The 15,892-nt window shown below is 69.3% G+C and carries 16 protein-coding genes and 3 tRNA genes; 7 read left to right on the top strand and 12 right to left on the bottom strand.

All coding sequences use genetic code 11. The annotated features are described in order from the left end of the window. The first annotated feature begins 6 nt into the window (after positions 1-6). On the top strand, positions 7-1,530 hold the full coding sequence (locus ACGFNU_RS09240; protein WP_392591701.1) for a beta-N-acetylhexosaminidase: 1,524 nt from the start codon (positions 7-9) through the stop codon (positions 1,528-1,530). Between the two features lie 78 nt (positions 1,531-1,608). Here ACGFNU_RS09240 and ACGFNU_RS09235 read toward each other — a convergent pair whose 3' ends face one another. Then, entirely contained in the window at positions 1,609-2,238 is a 630-nt protein-coding gene (locus ACGFNU_RS09235; protein ID WP_392591700.1) for an HNH endonuclease family protein, read from the bottom strand. Positions 2,239-2,530: 292 nt separating this feature from the next. Here ACGFNU_RS09235 and ACGFNU_RS09230 point away from each other — a divergent pair, with 292 nt between their 5' ends. Next, entirely contained in the window at positions 2,531-3,679 is a 1,149-nt protein-coding gene (locus ACGFNU_RS09230; protein ID WP_392591698.1) for a hypothetical protein, read from the top strand. On the opposite strand, the gene ACGFNU_RS09225 is transcribed toward ACGFNU_RS09230, so the two are convergent. Further along, entirely contained in the window at positions 3,680-3,862 is a 183-nt protein-coding gene (locus ACGFNU_RS09225; RefSeq protein WP_392591696.1) for a hypothetical protein, read from the bottom strand. Positions 3,863-3,960: 98 nt separating this feature from the next. Here ACGFNU_RS09225 and ACGFNU_RS09220 point away from each other — a divergent pair, with 98 nt between their 5' ends. Beyond that, on the top strand, positions 3,961-4,917 hold the full coding sequence (locus tag ACGFNU_RS09220; protein ID WP_392591694.1) for a hypothetical protein: 957 nt from the start codon (positions 3,961-3,963) through the stop codon (positions 4,915-4,917). On the opposite strand, the gene ACGFNU_RS09215 is transcribed toward ACGFNU_RS09220, so the two are convergent. After that, positions 4,859-5,920 (bottom strand): sensor histidine kinase, encoded by a 1,062-nt coding sequence (locus ACGFNU_RS09215; protein WP_392591693.1) that lies wholly within the window; start codon positions 5,918-5,920, stop codon positions 4,859-4,861. The genes ACGFNU_RS09220 and ACGFNU_RS09215 overlap by 59 nt on opposite strands. Before the next feature lie 56 nt (positions 5,921-5,976). Then, positions 5,977-6,357 carry a winged-helix domain-containing protein gene (locus ACGFNU_RS09210; protein ID WP_392593462.1) on the bottom strand — a complete coding sequence of 127 codons (381 nt, stop codon included), beginning with the start codon at positions 6,355-6,357 and terminating at the stop codon, positions 5,977-5,979. A 111-nt stretch (positions 6,358-6,468) separates the two neighbouring features. On the opposite strand from ACGFNU_RS09210, the gene ACGFNU_RS09205 reads away from it, so the two are divergent. Further along, positions 6,469-7,380 carry an RNA-guided endonuclease InsQ/TnpB family protein gene (locus tag ACGFNU_RS09205; protein ID WP_392591691.1) on the top strand — a complete coding sequence of 304 codons (912 nt, stop codon included), beginning with the start codon at positions 6,469-6,471 and terminating at the stop codon, positions 7,378-7,380. Positions 7,381-7,393: 13 nt separating this feature from the next. On the opposite strand, the gene ACGFNU_RS09200 is transcribed toward ACGFNU_RS09205, so the two are convergent. The 7 genes from ACGFNU_RS09200 to ACGFNU_RS09170 form a co-directional block, all read right to left on the bottom strand. After that, positions 7,394-7,480, bottom strand: a tRNA-Tyr gene (locus ACGFNU_RS09200). 26 nt (positions 7,481-7,506) lie between these two features. Beyond that, positions 7,507-7,579: transfer RNA gene (locus ACGFNU_RS09195), tRNA-Leu, on the bottom strand. 5 nt (positions 7,580-7,584) lie between these two features. After that, positions 7,585-7,658 (bottom strand) — tRNA-Leu (locus tag ACGFNU_RS09190). A gap of 176 nt (positions 7,659-7,834) precedes the next feature. Then, positions 7,835-9,232: a protein kinase gene (locus ACGFNU_RS09185; RefSeq protein WP_392591689.1), complete on the bottom strand. Its 1,398-nt coding sequence runs from the start codon at positions 9,230-9,232 to the stop codon at positions 7,835-7,837. A gap of 71 nt (positions 9,233-9,303) precedes the next feature. Beyond that, positions 9,304-10,320 (bottom strand): PDR/VanB family oxidoreductase, encoded by a 1,017-nt coding sequence (locus ACGFNU_RS09180; RefSeq protein WP_392591687.1) that lies wholly within the window; start codon positions 10,318-10,320, stop codon positions 9,304-9,306. Beyond that, positions 10,317-11,195: a metal-dependent hydrolase gene (locus ACGFNU_RS09175; protein ID WP_392591686.1), complete on the bottom strand. Its 879-nt coding sequence runs from the start codon at positions 11,193-11,195 to the stop codon at positions 10,317-10,319. The genes ACGFNU_RS09180 and ACGFNU_RS09175 overlap by 4 nt, the downstream gene beginning before the upstream one ends. Before the next feature lie 146 nt (positions 11,196-11,341). Further along, the gene (locus ACGFNU_RS09170) at positions 11,342-11,923 is read right to left on the bottom strand and encodes a TetR/AcrR family transcriptional regulator (RefSeq protein ID WP_392591684.1); all 582 of its coding nucleotides are present in this window, start codon (positions 11,921-11,923) and stop codon (positions 11,342-11,344) included. A gap of 82 nt (positions 11,924-12,005) precedes the next feature. Here ACGFNU_RS09170 and ACGFNU_RS09165 point away from each other — a divergent pair, with 82 nt between their 5' ends. After that, positions 12,006-12,695, top strand: a complete 690-nt coding sequence (locus ACGFNU_RS09165) for an enoyl-CoA hydratase-related protein (protein ID WP_392591682.1) — start codon at positions 12,006-12,008, stop codon at positions 12,693-12,695. Positions 12,696-12,724: 29 nt separating this feature from the next. Here ACGFNU_RS09165 and ACGFNU_RS09160 read toward each other — a convergent pair whose 3' ends face one another. Further along, the gene (locus ACGFNU_RS09160; RefSeq protein ID WP_392591680.1) at positions 12,725-13,405 is read right to left on the bottom strand and encodes a hypothetical protein; all 681 of its coding nucleotides are present in this window, start codon (positions 13,403-13,405) and stop codon (positions 12,725-12,727) included. Positions 13,406-13,449: 44 nt separating this feature from the next. On the opposite strand from ACGFNU_RS09160, the gene ACGFNU_RS09155 reads away from it, so the two are divergent. Together ACGFNU_RS09155 and ACGFNU_RS09150 are read left to right on the top strand one after the other, a co-directional pair. Next, a complete protein-coding gene (locus ACGFNU_RS09155; protein WP_392591678.1) occupies positions 13,450-14,889 on the top strand; it encodes an aldehyde dehydrogenase in 1,440 nt (479 codons plus the stop codon). Continuing rightward, complete coding sequence (locus tag ACGFNU_RS09150; protein ID WP_392591676.1) at positions 14,886-15,617, top strand: SDR family oxidoreductase; 732 nt, start codon at positions 14,886-14,888, stop codon at positions 15,615-15,617. The genes ACGFNU_RS09155 and ACGFNU_RS09150 overlap by 4 nt, the downstream gene beginning before the upstream one ends. The last annotated feature ends 275 nt before the right edge of the window (positions 15,618-15,892 follow it).

Here is a 15,892-nt window from a genome sequence, read left to right as displayed (position 1 = left end):
TGACCAATGACCGGAGAACTGAATCTGATCCCCGCCCCCCGCAGCCTCGTGCCGACCGGAGGTGAGGGCCCGCTCGGAGAGGTGCGTACCAGCGTCGATCCCGCCCTCGGGCCCGAGGCGTACCGGCTGACCGTCTCGGCCGCCGGCGTCGAGATCGTGGGCGGTGACGAGGCCGGCCTCCACTGGGGAGGCCAAACCCTGCGGCAACTCAGAGGCCCCGATGCCTTCCGCCGTGCCTCCATCAAAAGCAAGCCGGTCAACGTGCCGTATGTGGTCATCGAAGACTCACCACGATTCGCCTGGCGGGGATTCATGCTCGACGTCTCGCGGCACTTCCTGCCCAAGGACGATGTGCTGCGCTATATCGACCTGCTGGCAGCACACAAACTCAACGTTCTGCACCTGCATCTGACCGACGATCAAGGGTGGCGTATCGAGATCGAACGCTACCCGCGGCTGACCGAGGTAGGCGCCTGGCGTCCACGTACCCGCATGGGCTGGGGCAGAGAGCCGGTGATGTGGGATGAACGGCCACACGGCGGCTTCTACAGCCAAGATGACCTGCGCGAGATCGTCGCGTACGCCGCGGAGCGGCATATCACCGTCGTCCCAGAGGTCGACCTGCCCGGCCATTCCCAAGCGGCCATCGCCGCCTACCCCGAACTCGGCAACAGCGATGTCATCGACACCTCGGCGCTTGGCGTGAAGACCGACTGGGGAATCAACCCCAACGTGCTCGCCCCGACCGAGGCCATGCTGCGCTTTTACGAGGGCGTCCTGGAGGAAGTGCTCGACATCTTCCCCAGCCCGTTCGTCCACATCGGCGGTGACGAGTGCGTCAAAGACCAATGGAGTGCTTCGCCCACGGCCCAGCAACGCATTCGCGAACTAGGCCTCAACGACGAGGACGAGCTCCAATCCTGGATCATCCGTCATTTCGACCGCTGGCTCACCGAACGCGGGCGCCGTCTCGTCGGCTGGGACGAGATCCTGGAGGGCGGCCTGGCAGAGGGCGCGACAGTCACCTGCTGGCGCTGGTACAGAAACGGCATCGCAGCCGCCAGAGCAGGTCACGACGTGGTGATGTGCCCCCAGCAAGAGGTCTACCTGGACCACGTACAGGCGCCGGGGCCCGACGAGCCCGTGCCGTTCGGATGGGTGCACACGCTCGAAGACGTCTACCGCTTCGAACCCATACCGCCCAGCCTCGCCGGAACCCCTGAGGCGAGCCACGTCATCGGCACCCAGGCCAACCTGTGGACCGAAGTCGTCGAGAACCGCGCCCGGGTGGACTACCAGGCGTTCCCCCGCCTCGTCGCGTTCGCCGAAGTGGCCTGGTCACAACTGCCCGAGCCCGACGAACGCGACTTCGAGGACTTCGACCGCCGGATGAACGCCGCCCACTACGCCCGCCTGGACGCGCTGGGCGTCGGCTACCGTCCCCCCGCAGGCCCGCACCCATGGCAGCAGCGCCCCGGCGTCCCTGGCCGCATGCACGACAAGCCCCGAAAAACCTGGCGAACAGCCTGACCCACCCACCGGCGGCCCGGGAACGACAACCGGCCGCCGCCCCGCGCGGGGCGGGACGGCGGCCGGTGGGCGGTGGTGTCAGCAGCGGCCGAGCATGCTGCTCAGCGCCGACTTCTCGGCGCTGTCGACCGACAGGCCCCACTCGTACTTCACATCGATGAACGCCCTGGCGTAGGTGCAGTAGAACGAGGTGAGCGGTGGCTTCCACTCGGCCGGGTCCTTGTCGCCCTTCGCCTGGTTGACGTTGTCGGTGACCGCCCAGAGCTGGGCGTTGGTGAGGTCGTTGGCGAACGACTGCCGCCTGGACGTCGTCCACGCCCACGCGCCCGAACGCCAGGCCTCGGCGAGGGCGACCATGTGGTCGATGTCGACGTCGGACGCGGCGGTCCAGGTCGCGCCGTCGTAGGGGGACGCCCATCTGCCGGAGGTCGCGGCGCAACTGGAGTTGGTGACGACGTTGGTGCCGTCGCGCTTGAGCACGGTCTCGCGGGTGTTGCAGGAGCCGGAGATCGTGATCCAGTGCGGGAACAGGTCGCGGTCGTAGGTGGATTCGTGCGATTCGGCCGCGACGGTGAGGGCCGCCAGTTCGGACGCGGCGGTGCTCGCGGAGGGGATGTTGGGCGGGGTGGCGTTCGCCGGCGAAGCCAGGCCGGCGATGAGACCGAGCGCGGCCACGGTGGACAGCGCGAACGCGGTGACTCGTTTCACGAGTCTCTCCTTCTGCCCGCGCCCCGGCCAGGAGGGGGACCCTGGTCATGTGCGGGGCGGGCGGGTCAGAAGGGACGGTCGCATTGCACGGTTTGTGGGCAAATAGAGGGATTTGCCAAAGCCGACCGGATCCCGTTCGTGAGATCACGCCACTGACGATCAACGACCTGCGCGAACGCGGCGCCCGGCGGGCACATGATCGCGAATGAACTTCGCGTCAATGCCCCGGACGTTGTGCGAAAGGGACTAGAAACTCGCCGCCGCACGGCGGACACTGACCCCCATGCGAATCATGACAGTGATTGCTGGCACGCTCGGGACCGCGACAGTGATCAGTTTGGCGAGCCCGGCGTACGCGGACGACGTGTGGCGCCCGTCCCCGCTCGCCTGGACCTGGCCGGACCGCGGATTCCGGGACGTGGAGGTGGTCGGCGCCAAGGACGCCTGGGCCGCCGGTTCCCAGGGCAAGGTGTACGTCGCCATCCCCGGCGACCTGGGCCACGCGCCCATCACGCTCGTGGACATCGGCGCCAAGCCGATGCTCCAGCACTGGAACGGGACGTCCTGGAAGAGCTACTCCCCGCCCGGCATCAGCGCCGAGGGCGAGATCACCGACGTCGAGGCCGTCTCGTCCGACAACGTCTGGGCGTCCGGTTTCATCGGCTACCGGGGAATCACCAAGTATCTCGCCCACTGGGACGGCACTACATGGACCCAGGTCGACTCGCCGTCATCCCACGTGAGCGCGCAGATGTGGGCCGACTCGAAGGGCCTCTGGCTCAAAGACAGGGACGCCCTCCACCACTATGCCAACGGCACATGGACGAGGCATTCGATGGACGGCCGGTACATCAACTACGTCCTGCAGTCGCCCAAGGGAGACCTGTACGCGTTCAGCGAAGACAAGATCTCGCACTGGAACGGCAGCTCCTGGACCACGTTCGACCACTTGCCAGGGGACCGCACCGACTACTACTACGCCGCCACCGCGGACGGGTTGTGGGCCACGATCCGTGCGAACTCCGACGACGCCGCGACGGCCGTCCGCCGCTGGACCGGCACCGCATGGGCGGCGGTTCCCCTGCCGCAGCCGTTCCAGCGCACCTGGTCCCAGAGCATCTACGACCTCGACGGCCCCGTGGTCGAGTTCAGGGAGCTCAACAGCACCATCTACCACCAGCTGCGCTGGAACGGCACGTCATGGGAGGAGCTCAGCGAGCCCGCCAAGTCCATGCCGGCCAACCCCGTCGTGGCGGGCGACGGCTCGTACTGGGCCGACGGCGGCGGCAGCCTCTACCGCCTGGTGGGCAAGACCTGGACCCCCGTGCAGATGCCCATCGGCGGCTACCTTCGCGTCACCACCGTCCCTGGCACCCGCTATCTCTTCGCCTGGGGCGAGAACCAGAAGGGCGAGCTCGCCACCACGACGAACGCCCCCTGATCACTCGTGCCAGGAGTCCCACGGCTGGACGGTGTACCGGATGTCCGGCATGGCCGCCTCGTTCTCCTGACGGGCGCGTTCCACCGCCTGGTCGTGGGGCAGCGGCGGGGTGACCCGCATCCGGACGGGCCGGCAAACGTCGGCGGTCGTTTCGCGGACGACGATGAAGAGCCGGTCGGTCATGAGCGGAGTCGTACCCCGCCAGGGCTCCCCCATGAAGGGGAGGCGGTTCACCTCTGGGCGGGAGGCACGGCGGCGGGCGCCCGGCCAGCCTGGACGGCATGACGACCTTGATCCACACCGCCGGCCGGCGCTCCTGGACCGTCCGGCGGGCGCTCTGCTTCGCGACGGTCGCCGCGTGCCTCCCGTACATCGCCCTCAAGCTCGTGTGGCTGGCGGGCGGCGACCTCGGAGTGTCCGGCGACGCCGCCACCGAGATGCACGGCACGGCGTTCGAGGTGGCCAACGCGATCACCATGGGGGCCGAGCTGGTCGCCGTCCTCATCGTCTTCGCGTTCACCTATCCGTGGGGACGGCGGATCCCGGCGTGGCTCGTCCTCGTGCCGATGTGGGTGGGGACGGGGCTGCTCGCGCCGATCGCGCTCGGCCTCCCCCTGGGAATGGTCGTGCAGGCTATCGCCGGCGGCTCGCCCGTGCCGGACAACGAGGACAGCGGCGACATGGCGAACTGGGTCTTCGCCGTGGTCTACAGCGGCTTCACCATCCAGGCGATCACCCTGGTGGGGGCGTTCGTGCTGTACGCGCGGTCGCGCTGGCCGCATCTGTTCCGCATGGCGGCCAAGGAGCTGCGGCCGGGGGCGACCCGCTCGATCCAGGTGCTGTTCGTCAACGGGTCGGCGCTGGTCGCGGCCGCGGTCGGCGTGACGCAGCTCGGGTGGGCCTTCGGCGGCGGTGACCTGGGCGGCGACCCGAGATTCGTCACGGCCGCCCAGCGGACGTTCGTCGGCATCGGCGGGCCGCTCGCCTTCGCGGGCGCGCTGGGAGCCCTGGCCCTCGTGCACCGGCGCGGACGGCTGCCGGGCGCCCTGGCCGCGGCGTGGGTCGGCGCGGGCTATCTCTTCGCGTGGGGCCTGTTCAGCGGCGGAACGGGCGAATCCAGCGCGATGATCCACATCTTCGGCGCGATCGCGGGGCTGCTGCTCGCCATCGCGAGCATCCTCACGCTGGCCGAGAACGAGGCGGAGAGACCCCAGCACGCCCAGGGAGGCCGACGGTGACCTCAAGGCCTCCCTCAGGACGGGCGGAAGCCGAGCAGTTCCCACCATGTGCTTCAACGATGGCGGCGACGATGGAGAGGCCGAGCCCGTGACCGCCGGCGGATCGATCGGGCGCGTGCCTGCGGAACGGCTCGAAGAGCATGTCGACCTTCTCAGCCGGAACGACCGATCCGCTGTTGGCGACATGCAAGGTCACCGCGCCGTTCTCCGAACGCACCCGCACCTCGATCCACCCGTCAGCGGTGTTGTGGCGGACCGCGTTGTCCAGCAGGTTGACGGCCAGCCGTTCCAGCAGCGCCGGATCACCGCGCACGGGCGCGGGCCGCAGCCGGGGAACGACCTTCAGATCCCGCGTGTCCGTACCGACCAGAACGGTCTGCACGGTCTCCGCCAGGTCGACGTCCTCATAATGCTCAACGCCCCGTTCGCTACGCGCGAGCGTGAGCAGGCTGGCGATCAGACGCTCGTGCCGCTGGGTCGCGGCACGGACCCGCACCGCCATGGCCGTCAGAGAACGCAACGACGGCTCGGCGAGAGCGACGTCCACCGCGGCACGCTGCACCGTCAACGGCGTCCGCAACTCGTGCGAGGCATTGGCGACGAAACGCCGCTGCGCCTCGAACGCGGCGGCCAGCCGAGCCAGCATCGCGTCGAACGTGTCGGCCAACTCCTTGACCTCATCTCTGGGCCCGCCCAGCCCGATGCGTTCGTCCAGATTGTCCGTCGACAACCGGCGCGCGGTCGCGGTGATGTCGCGCAGCGGCCGCAGCGCCCGGCCCGCCACCACCCAGCCCAGCGCCACCGCGATCACCGACGCGATCGCCAGGGCGACCATCGACTGCGCCAGAAGCTGATCGAGCGTCTGGTCCCGCTGCCGCGCGAGCGCCTCGTCGAGCACTCCCCCAGGCAGACCCTCCGGCCGGAACGGCAGCTCCGGCAGGTCAGGCGGTGCCGCGGCCTGCAACCTGCTCGCGAGCAGCGCGTACGTAATCGCAACGAGCAACGCGCCCACTCCAACGAACAAACCGCTGTAAAGAGCGGTCAGCCGCAGCCGAAGGGTCATCGGGCGATCCGGTAGCCGACGCCCGGCAAGGTCGCCACGACACCGGGCTCGCCAAGCTTGCGGCGCAACCGCATCATCGTGACCCGCACAGTGTTGGTGAACGGATCGGTGTGCTCGTCCCACACCCGTTCGAGCAGCTGCTCAGAGGAAACGACCGCCCCGTCCGCCCCCAGCAGCACCTCCAGCACCCCGAACTCATCCCCGTGAACGTCCGGCAGATCCCGATCGAGCACCACCACGTCGTACTCGTTCACCGCGAGCAGTTCCAGCGCATCCACCCCGCCCAGCGCCGAGTCCACCGCCATCCCCGCCCCTCGCAACCCTTCAAGGAGGATCTCCACCAGATCGGCCTGATCCTCCACGACCAACACTCGCATCACGACCTCCACGGCAAGCATCACGCCCCGGGCATAACCCCTGAATAACGTGAACCGTGTTACCTCTGCGTTAGCCGCAAAACGCCCCGCTGGAAGAGCACAAAGATCCACATGCCCAGTAACCAGCTCGGATGGATCAAGTTCCGCCAGAGCCGCCCCCTGGGAGGGCGCATCCGATCCGTGACACTCCGCTGGAACCGCACGCACTGGCAGGTGTCCTTCCTCGTCGAGACCGGGCACAAGGCACCGCTCGTGTCTCTCGAGCGTGGCCGAGTCGGCGTGGACCGCGGCGTCGCGACCGCCGTGGCGACCTCCGACGGACGGTTCTTTCACCGCGTCTTCCTGACCGACGGCGAACGCGAACGCCTGCGCCGATTGGAGAAACAGCGCCACCGGTGCAGGCCCGGATCCAGGCGCCGGCGCCCATGCATCACAAAGATCAACGCAGTACGCGAGCGAGAACGGAACCGGCGTCGCGATTTCCACGCGCAGACAGCCGCAGAACTGCTGCCCGGCATGGCGCTGGTCGTGCTAGAAAACCTCAACATCAGCGGCATGACCGCAAGCGCGAAAGGAACCCTCGACCGGCCAGGCACCAACGTACGAGCCAAAGCCGGACTCAACTCAGCCATTCCGGACAAGGGCTGGTACGGCTTCGAGCCGGCGGTGCGGAACGTGGCACGCCGTACCGGCGCGGAAATACGCAAGATCCATCCGGCCCGCACGTCGCAGACATGTCCGGTGTGCAGGATGGTGGACGCGGACTCTCGCAAGAGCCAAGCGAAGTTCGTGTGCACGTCCTGTGGACACGCCGAGCATGCCGACACGGTCGGAGCCATCAACACACTGGCCGCCGGGCATGGCGGTCACAGGACGTGGAGACCTCGAGGATGCCCGGTCCGTGAAGCGTCAACCGGCCCGCCGGGCAACCGTCCGGGCGCCGACCTCAACAAGGTCGGAATCTCGCACCCTCGGTCGCGGGAGGATGTCAAAGCCGGGCCCGACTCTCCAGCTTGCGCATGAAAGACAAACGGTGTGGTGGGGCGGGTGGGATTCGAACCCACTCAGCGCGAGGCAACGGTTTTACGGACCGTCCCGACTCTCCGAACTTCGGCGCCGCCCCTCGAGCGAGCTCTTGGGCTCGCGTCGTACCCCCGGCAAGATTCGAACTTGCAGCGCACAGCACCTCATGCTGCCGTCTCTACCGTTGGACTACGGGGGCATGCGTGCGGCTCCCGGGATTCGAACCCGGAACGTCCTCGTCCTGAGCGAGGCCCCTCTTGCCGTTGGGGTAGAGCCGCGTGGTGGTCCTCTAGGCGGCGTCACTCGGGCAAGGGCCGGAAGGTCAGGCGGGATACCGGCCTTGGCGGGCGAGTGACGCCCAGGGCAGTCGATATAGCTGCTGCTCCATGGCCGGTCCTCCTCTCGTCGTCTCTTTGGACGGCCTGACGAGGTCTACGGTGCCAGGCGGAGGCGATCATGGCAACGGATTTATTGCGCCGACAGGCCCGTTGTCATGTCGCGGCGGGGTGGGGAGCTGGGTGGCCGGGTCCTCGTCGGGGAGGGCGAGGCCGAACGCGACGAGGAGCCAGAAGGCGACCATCAGGTAGCCCAGGGCGAGGCCTGTCGCGGCCAGGCCCAGGCCGCGTTGCTGTGTGCGGCCGATCTGGCGCCAGGCCATGTGGCCCGCGACGATCGCGGGAAGCGAGGAAAGGCCGCAGGTGATGAGGCCGACCAGGCCGAAGATGATCGCGTAGACGGCCAGGTGGTTGTAGCGCGCCGGAGACGCGGGCGGGGCCGTGGTGTAGGCGGAGTGGTACGTCGGCTGGTGGGCGTAGCTCGGTTGGGCGGCGGCCGCGCGGCGGTACCAGTAGTCGGCTTCTCCGGTCTGGCCACGCCAGCTCAGGAGGACTCCGAGGTTGTACATGGCGGCGGTGTCGCCTGCTTCGGCGGCCTCGCGGTATTGCCGTTCGACCAGGGCGGCGGACTGGTCGGTGCCTACGGCGGGCGGCGGCAGGACGGGTTGCGGAGGGGGGAACGACGGCGCGGTGCTCGGTTGCTGCTGGGTGGAAGAGCTTGAGATCAGGCGTTCCAGGAGTTTTTGCGCGGTGGGGCGTTTGGCCGGGTCCTTGGCCAGGGCGGCGCGGACCACGTCGAGGACGGTGCCGTGCAGGCCGCGCAGGTCGGGTTCGCCGCTGACGATCTGGTGGATCATCGCCGGGATCGAGTTGCCGGTGAAGCAGGTCGTGCCGCGGGCCGCGTAGGCGACGGTGGCGCCCCAGGCGAAGACGTCGGACGCGGCGGTGGCGGGGGTTCCGTTGAGCTGTTCGGGGGCCATGAAGGCGGGGGTGCCGACGAGGCCGCCGGTCGCGGTGAGCCTGGTCATGTCGTCGGCGCGGGCGATGCCGAAGTCGATGACGCGCGGGCCGTACGGGGAGAGCAGCACGTTCGCGGGTTTGAGGTCGCGGTGCACGACGCCCGCGTCATGGATCGCGGTCAGCGCGGAGGCCATGCCGACCGCGAGCGCTTCCAGGTCGGCGCCGCGCAGCGGGCCCTGGCGGTCGACGGCGGCGGCCAGGCTGGAGCCGCTGACGTACTCGGTGACCAGGTACGGCGGGTCGGCCTTGGGGTCGGCGTCGAGGACGGGGGCGGTGCAGAACGGCCGCACGCGCTGGGCCGCCGACACCTCGGACTCGAACCGCGCCCGGTACTGGGGATCGGCGGCGTACTGCTGCCGGATGACCTTGATGGCGACCTTGTGGCCGGAGTCGTCGGCGCCGAGGTAGACGACTCCCATGCCGCCCTCGCCCAGCCGGTCCATCACCCGGTACCGGCCGATGCGCGCCGGCAGGTCGAGGCTGGGTGTGTCCGGCACGGTCTACTCCTCGGAGGCAGGTCTCAAAGCCCCCCAAGCGTCGCATATCCGAGGCGGCGGCGGTGCCGTGATCACAGGTCAAGCGTGAGACGGCCACCTTGGGCCCGGGACACGCAGATCAACATCGAGTCGTCCGCGGTGCCGTCGAGGACGCCGACGCGGCAGGTGCCGCAGAAGCCCTGCCGGCAGGAGTACGCGACGGAGGGCAGCACCTCCTTGATCGCCTCCAGCGCGGATCTGTCGGCGGGGACGTCGATGACGGCCCCGGTACGGGCGAGTTCGATTTGGAAGGGGCGGCCGTCGACGATGGGGGGCGGTGTGAACCGTTCGTAGTGCAGGGTTCCGGCGGAGAACGCGGCGCGCACGCCGTCGATCATGCCCGCGGGCCCGCAGCAGTAGACCGACGTGCCCGCGTCGCGGAGAAGGTCCGCGCAGTCGGGCGGGCCGTGCTCGTCGTCGGTCCGGATCTCGACCCGGCTCGACGGCAGTTCGGCGAGCTCATCCAGGAACGGGAGCGTCGCGCGGGAGCGGCCGGTGTAGATCAGCCGCCAGTCGGCGCCGATCCGCTCGGCCGCTTTGACCATGGGCAGGATCGGCGTGATGCCGATGCCGCCCGCCAGGAAGAGATACGACTCGCTTGCCAGGAACGGGAAGGCGTTGCGGGGCCCCTGCACCTTGATCGTGCTGCCCTCGGCGAGTTCCTCGTGCACCTCGGCCGAACCGCCGCCGCCATCGGGCAGCCGCCGTACCGCGACGCGATAGGAACGGCGGTCGGCCGGATCCCCGCACAGCGAGTACTGCCGCCGCCTGCCCGAGGGAAGCAGCAGGTCAAGGTGGCAACCGGGCTGCCATGTGGGCAGCACTCCCCCGTCGGACGCGGCCAGGCGCAGGCTGATCACGTCCACCGCCTCGCGCCGCACCTCCCGGACGACCAGGGTCAGGCTGCGGTCGACCGGCCGGATGTTCGGAAGCACGGGTGTGCGGAGGGAGCGCACCCGGTGGATGCCGTGGAACAGCGCGCTGACCGCCACCCAGAACGGGTCGCGCGAGCGGCGTCCGCGCAGGTCAGGCGGAATCCGGCTCGTCACCGCAGTGCCGCCTGCGCGGCCGGGGACGAGGCGAGGTAGGCCAGCGCCTGGCTGGTCGAGCCCTCGTTCAGCGGGCTGTAGGAACGTCTCAGGTAGCGCATGATCGACGGGCCCAGCAGCCGGCCGGGAGGCGTGAGCCCGGCCGGGCCGGTCCGCCGCAGATGCCGCAGGCCGCCCTTGATCCGGCCCTTCACCAGCGGGTCGCGGGCCATCAGGAAGCGGTGCCCGCGCTGCCAGAGCGCGAGCAGCATCGTGATCGTCTCGGTCATGGCGCGGACGCGGTTGCCGTACGAGCCGTCCAGATGCATGTAGAGGTCGTGCGCGACGTGCCGGTGCTCGACCTCCTCGGCGCCGTGCCAGCGCAGCAGGTCCATCATCATCGGATGGGCGCCCGCCTCGTCCAGCTCGCGGGCGTTGAGGATCCAGTCGCCCAGCACGCCGGTGAAGTGCTCGATCGCGGCGATGATGGCGACGCGTTCGAACAGCCAGGCCCGCTTGCGCTCGCCCGTCAGGTCCCGGTCGCCGAGGAGCCCCTCGAAGATGAACTCCACCTGCCGGACGAACGGGCGCACGTCGAGACCCTGCTCGATGAAGTGGTCGAGAACGACGTCGTGCGAGCCGGCGTGCATGGCCTCCTGGCCGATGAATCCGAGCACGTCCTCGCGGAGCCTGTCGTCCCTGACGAACGGGAGGGCCTCCTTGAAGACCCTGACGAACCATTCCTCGCCCGCGGGCAGCAGCAGGTGCAGCACGTTGATGAGGTGCGTGGCGACCGGATCGTTCGGGATCCAGTGCAGCGGCACCTCGGACCAGTCGAACGTGACGTCACGGGCTTGGAGAACGATGTTCTCGGGCTCGCCGAGCTGGGCGGTCATCGCGGCCTCCCCTGGGTGGGCTGGGAAGCAGAGGGCTTATTGACGATCTGTCCAGAACGTAACATCGCCCGATAGCACCCAACAACGGACACGACCCGTGAGCCACGTCACCAGCGGGGGAAACAGCCCAGGAACAGGCCGGCAGACTACGTGTCGGGAAGATGCGCCCGCACGGTGGCGGCGACGAGGTCGGCGGTGATCCGCAAAGCCCGAGTGTCATGTGCCGTACGGCTGAGCACGATGGCTCCCTCGAACGCGGCCAGCGCGTAGGTGGCGAGCTCTTCCGCCCGTTCGCGCGGAATCCCGGCGCCCTCCAGCCCGCGCGCGAAGGCCGCCTCCCATGAGGAGAAGACCTCAGCGCACGCATGCCGCAGCGGTTCGCTCGTACTGGCCACCTCCATCGCCACCGTGGCGATCGGGCACCCGTCACCCCACTCGGAGTTCTCCAGCGCGTCCATGCTGAGCTGGAAGAAGTCGCGCACGCACTGGACGATGTCCTCACCCGCACGCGCGAACGTCAGCTCGAAGAGCCGCTCGTAGCGTGCGCCGGAGTGCGCGATCGCCTCAACGCCCAACTGCTCTTTGCCGCCGGGGAAGAAGTGGTAGAGCGACCCCCAGGGCGCGCCGCCGGCCGTGGTGATCTGCTTGAGGCCCGTCCCCGCGTATCCCTGCTCCCGGAAGAGCTGGGCGCTCGCCTCGAGCAGCCGCTGACGGGTGTCGTTCGCCATGCGTCCACCCTAGCCATTGCCCTCACTAGATCGATCTATCTAGTATGACGATCGATCTAGATATCCCTCCCGGGAGGTCCGCATGCCCCTGCAGATCGAGTACGACGGCACCATTCAGATCATCACCATCGATCGCCCCGATCGACGGAACGCCGTGGACGGTCCCATGGCAGACGAGCTGCGCGAAGCCTTCGCCGCGTTCGAGGCCTCCCCCGGCGCGCGGGTCGCGGTCCTCACCGGCGCGGGCGGAACGTTCTGCGCCGGCAACGACCTGAAGGCGATCGCGGCAGGCGACTTCCCTGCCCCGACGATCGAGGGGCCTCCCCCGATGCAGGTAACGCGCCGCCACGCCACCAAACCGGTCGTGGCCGCGATCGAGGGCTACTGCTTCGGCGGCGGCTTCGAGCTCGCCCTCTGGGCCGACCTGCGGATCGCGTCCACGACAGCCGAGTTCGGTCTGCTCAACCTGGGCAAGGGGTTGCCCTGTCTCGACGGCGCCACGGTCCGGCTCCCGCGCATCGTCGGACACGGGCGGGCGATGGAGCTGATCCTCACCGGTCGCCGCCTCGCCGCCGCGGAGGCCCTCACCTACGGCCTGGTCTCAAAGGTCGTGGACGCCGGACAGGCTCTACCGGCCGCCGTCACGCTGGCGGCCCAGATCGCCGCCACCCCACCGGAGGCCCTCCAAACGGCCCGCCGCTCGGCGCTCGACCAGTGGTCACTCAGCGAAAGCGCCGCCACGAGCCACGAGACCGAACTCGCGCTCTCCTGACCACCGCCATCAGGCCCTGACCACCGCCATCACGCCGGGATGTGCGGGGTGCCGTCGCGCATGGGCGGGAAGCGGTGCGAGGCGGCGGTCGTGCCCCGGGTCATGCGGGTGATGGGGGCCTCGGGGAGCACCTCGGTGTCGTCGTCGATGACGACCTCCCAGCGGCAGTGCGGCACGCGCCCGGCGGGCACGCGCGGCGGCCGGTGCACGGGCCGGATGCGCGCCTTCGGGTTGACGGCCTGCGCCGTGATGTCGAACGTGCCGTCCTCGATCGTGTGGCACATGCCCTTGATGGAGCGTTCGCCGAACGGCTCGACGTCCAGCAGCGCGCCGCACGACCGCAGCTGGAAGAAGCCGTGCGTCTCGGAGATCAGCTCGTACTCGACGTCCATGTAGTGCTGGGCGAAGCCCGGATCGAGCTGCAGCAGCTTGAAGATCGCCGAGACCCCGTCGCCCTCGATCTTCATGATCTGCCGGACCCGCTCGGTGTAGATCGGGCTGGCGCCCTTCCACTCCTCGATGGCGATCTCCTCGACGACCTGCTGGCCGTAGCGGAGGCCGACGGCGGTCAGGGCGGACCGATCGAGCAGATGGACGATCAGCGCGTACTCCCTGACCAGCCGGACGAGTGCCTCCTTCGACAGGTCCTCGAACTTGAAGTCTGGATCGAATTCGCCCGAATAGTCCGCCCGGGGCTTGCGTTCCGTCATGAGCCGAACTGTAGTCTGGACACGTGTCCAGAACAACCGATCGCTTGCTCGTTAACGGACGGCTCGTTCCCGGTTCGGGCGGCACGTTCGAGACCCTCAACCCCGCGACCGAAGAGGTGCTCGGCGAGGCCGCCGACGCGACCGCCGACGACATGGACCAGGCGGTCGGCGCCGCCCGCGCGGCCTTCGACTCCACCACCTGGGCGACCGACGTCGAGCTGCGCGTGCGCTGCCTGAACCAGCTGCGCGACGCGCTCCAGCGCCACTCCGACGAGCTGCGCGAGCTCACGATCGCCGAGGTGGGCGCGCCGCGGTTCCTCACGTTCGGGGCGCAGCTCGACGCACCGGTGGCCGATGTCGGCTGGTTCGCCGACCTGGCCGGCTCGTACGAGTGGAGCACCGATCTCGGCCGGGCCGAGCCGATGGGCATCCCCAGCCACCGGCGCGTGGTCAGGGAACCCGTGGGCGTCGTCGGCGCGATCACCCCGTGGAACTTCCCCCACCAGATCAACCTGGCCAAGCTCGGCCCCGCGCTCGCCGCCGGCAACACCGTCGTGCTCAAACCCGCGCCCGACACCCCGTGGTGCGCGTCCCTCCTCGGCACGCTGATCGCGGAGGAGACCGGCATCCCGGCGGGCGTGGTCAACGTCGTCACGTCCTCCGACCACGCGCTCGGCGCTCGGCTCGCCCGCGACCCGCGGGTCGATCTCGTCTCGTTCACCGGCTCGACCGCGACCGGACGCGCCGTCATGGCCACCGCGGCCGAGTCGCTCAAGAGGGTCTTCCTGGAGCTCGGCGGCAAGTCGGCGTTCATCGTGCTGGACGACGCCGACCTGCGCGCCGCGTGCTCGTACGCCGCGTTCACCGTCGCCACGCACGCGGGCCAGGGGTGCGCCATCACCACGCGCCTGCTCGTGCCGCGCGCCGCCTACGACCAGGCCGTGGAGATCACCGCCAAGTCGCTGCGGCGGATCGGCGTCGGCGACCCGAACGACGACAAGACGCTGTGCGGCCCGGTCATCTCGGCCCGGCAGCGCGACCGCGTCGAAAGTTACCTGGAGCTGGCGATCAAGGAGGGCGGCGAGTTCGCGTGCGGCGGCGGGCGGCCGGCCGATCGCGACCGCGGCTTCTGGATCGAGCCGACGCTCATCACCGGCCTGACCAACGAGAGCCGGACGGCGCGCGAGGAGATCTTCGGACCGGTGCTGGTGATCCTGCCCTACGACGGCGACGACGACGCGGTACGGATCGCGAACGACTCCCCGTACGGGCTGTCGGGCGCGGTGCACGGCGCCGACCTCGACCGGGCGCGGGCCGTCGCCGCGCGGCTGCGCACCGGCACGGTCAGCGTGAACGGCGGGGTCTGGTACGCCGCGGACGTGCCGTTCGGCGGCTACAAGCAGTCGGGCATCGGCCGGGAGATGGGCGTGGCCGGGTTCGAGGAGTACCTGCAGACCAAGGCCATCTCTGAAGGAGTCGCATGAGGTTCGAAGACAAGGTCGCGATCGTCACGGGCGCCGCGGGCGGCATCGGCGAGGCGTACGCGCGGGCACTGGCGGCCGAGGGCGCCTCGGTCGTCGTCGCCGACCTGAGTGAACGCGGCCAGGAGGTCGCCGACGACATCAAGGGCCTGTACGTGCGCACGGACGTGTCCGACCCCGGATCCGTCCAGGGCATGGCCGACGCCGCCATCGAACGCTTCGGCGGCATCGACCTCCTGGTCAACAACGCGGCCATCTTCGGAACCATGAAGCTGGACTTCCTGTTCACCGTCGACTGGGACTACTACAAGAAGTTCATGGCGGTGAACATGGACGGCGCCCTCCTGTGCGCCCGCGCCTGCCACCCCTCCATGCAGGAACGCGGCGGCGGCGCGATCGTCAACCAGTCGTCCACGGCGGCCTGGCAGTACTCCGGCTTCTACGGGCTGGCCAAAGTCGGCGTCAACGGCCTCACCCAGCAGCTCGCGCACGAGCTGGGCAGCATGAACATCCGCGTCAACGCCATCGCGCCCGGGCCCATCGACACCGAGGCCAACCGCACCGTCGTTCCCGGCAACATGTCGCAGAAGATCGTGCGCGACAAGATGGCGCTCAAGCGGATGGGCACGCCGGACGACCTCGTCGGCATGTGCCTGTTCCTGCTGTCGTCCGACGCGGCCTGGATCACCGGACAGATCTTCAACGTCGACGGCGGCGAGGTGTTCCGATGACGTGCTCATGGTCGCGGCTCCGCCACTCCGGGTCATGGCGCTTTGACGCCATGCCTTCCCTCGTCAGTCGTTCCTCCCTCCTCAGTCCAGACAAGGCGGCGCCATGACCCGCTCACGGTCGCGGCTCCGCCACTCCAGGCCATGGCGCTCTGACGCCATGCCTTCCCTCGTCAGTCGTTCCTCCCTCCTCAGTCCAGACAAGGCGGCGCCATGACCCGCTCACGGTCGCGGCTCCGCCACTCCAGGCCATGGCGCTCTGACGCCATGCCTTCCCT

The sequence above is a fragment of the Spirillospora sp. NPDC048911 genome, from assembly GCF_043198015.1.
In the GTDB taxonomy this organism is placed as follows: domain Bacteria; phylum Actinomycetota; class Actinomycetes; order Streptosporangiales; family Streptosporangiaceae; genus Spirillospora.
Note: the sequence above shows the minus strand (reverse complement) of the source record. Positions and strands in the feature narration are given on the sequence as shown.

Excerpts from the sequence above, each read along its gene's own strand:
- ACGFNU_RS09240 (WP_392591701.1), top strand. The coding sequence starts at position 7 with ATGACCGGAGAACTGAATCTGATCCCCGCCCCCCGCAGCCTCGTGCCG.
- ACGFNU_RS09230 (WP_392591698.1), top strand. The coding sequence starts at position 2,531 with ATGACAGTGATTGCTGGCACGCTCGGGACCGCGACAGTGATCAGTTTG.
- ACGFNU_RS09225 (WP_392591696.1), bottom strand. The coding sequence starts at position 3,862 with ATGACCGACCGGCTCTTCATCGTCGTCCGCGAAACGACCGCCGACGTT.
- ACGFNU_RS09220 (WP_392591694.1), top strand. The coding sequence starts at position 3,961 with ATGACGACCTTGATCCACACCGCCGGCCGGCGCTCCTGGACCGTCCGG.
- ACGFNU_RS09210 (WP_392593462.1), bottom strand. The coding sequence starts at position 6,357 with ATGCGAGTGTTGGTCGTGGAGGATCAGGCCGATCTGGTGGAGATCCTC.
- ACGFNU_RS09205 (WP_392591691.1), top strand. The coding sequence starts at position 6,469 with ATGCCCAGTAACCAGCTCGGATGGATCAAGTTCCGCCAGAGCCGCCCC.
- ACGFNU_RS09175 (WP_392591686.1), bottom strand. The coding sequence starts at position 11,195 with ATGACCGCCCAGCTCGGCGAGCCCGAGAACATCGTTCTCCAAGCCCGT.
- ACGFNU_RS09170 (WP_392591684.1), bottom strand. The coding sequence starts at position 11,923 with ATGGCGAACGACACCCGTCAGCGGCTGCTCGAGGCGAGCGCCCAGCTC.
- ACGFNU_RS09165 (WP_392591682.1), top strand. The coding sequence starts at position 12,006 with ATGCCCCTGCAGATCGAGTACGACGGCACCATTCAGATCATCACCATC.
- ACGFNU_RS09160 (WP_392591680.1), bottom strand. The coding sequence starts at position 13,405 with ATGACGGAACGCAAGCCCCGGGCGGACTATTCGGGCGAATTCGATCCA.
- ACGFNU_RS09150 (WP_392591676.1), top strand. The coding sequence starts at position 14,886 with ATGAGGTTCGAAGACAAGGTCGCGATCGTCACGGGCGCCGCGGGCGGC.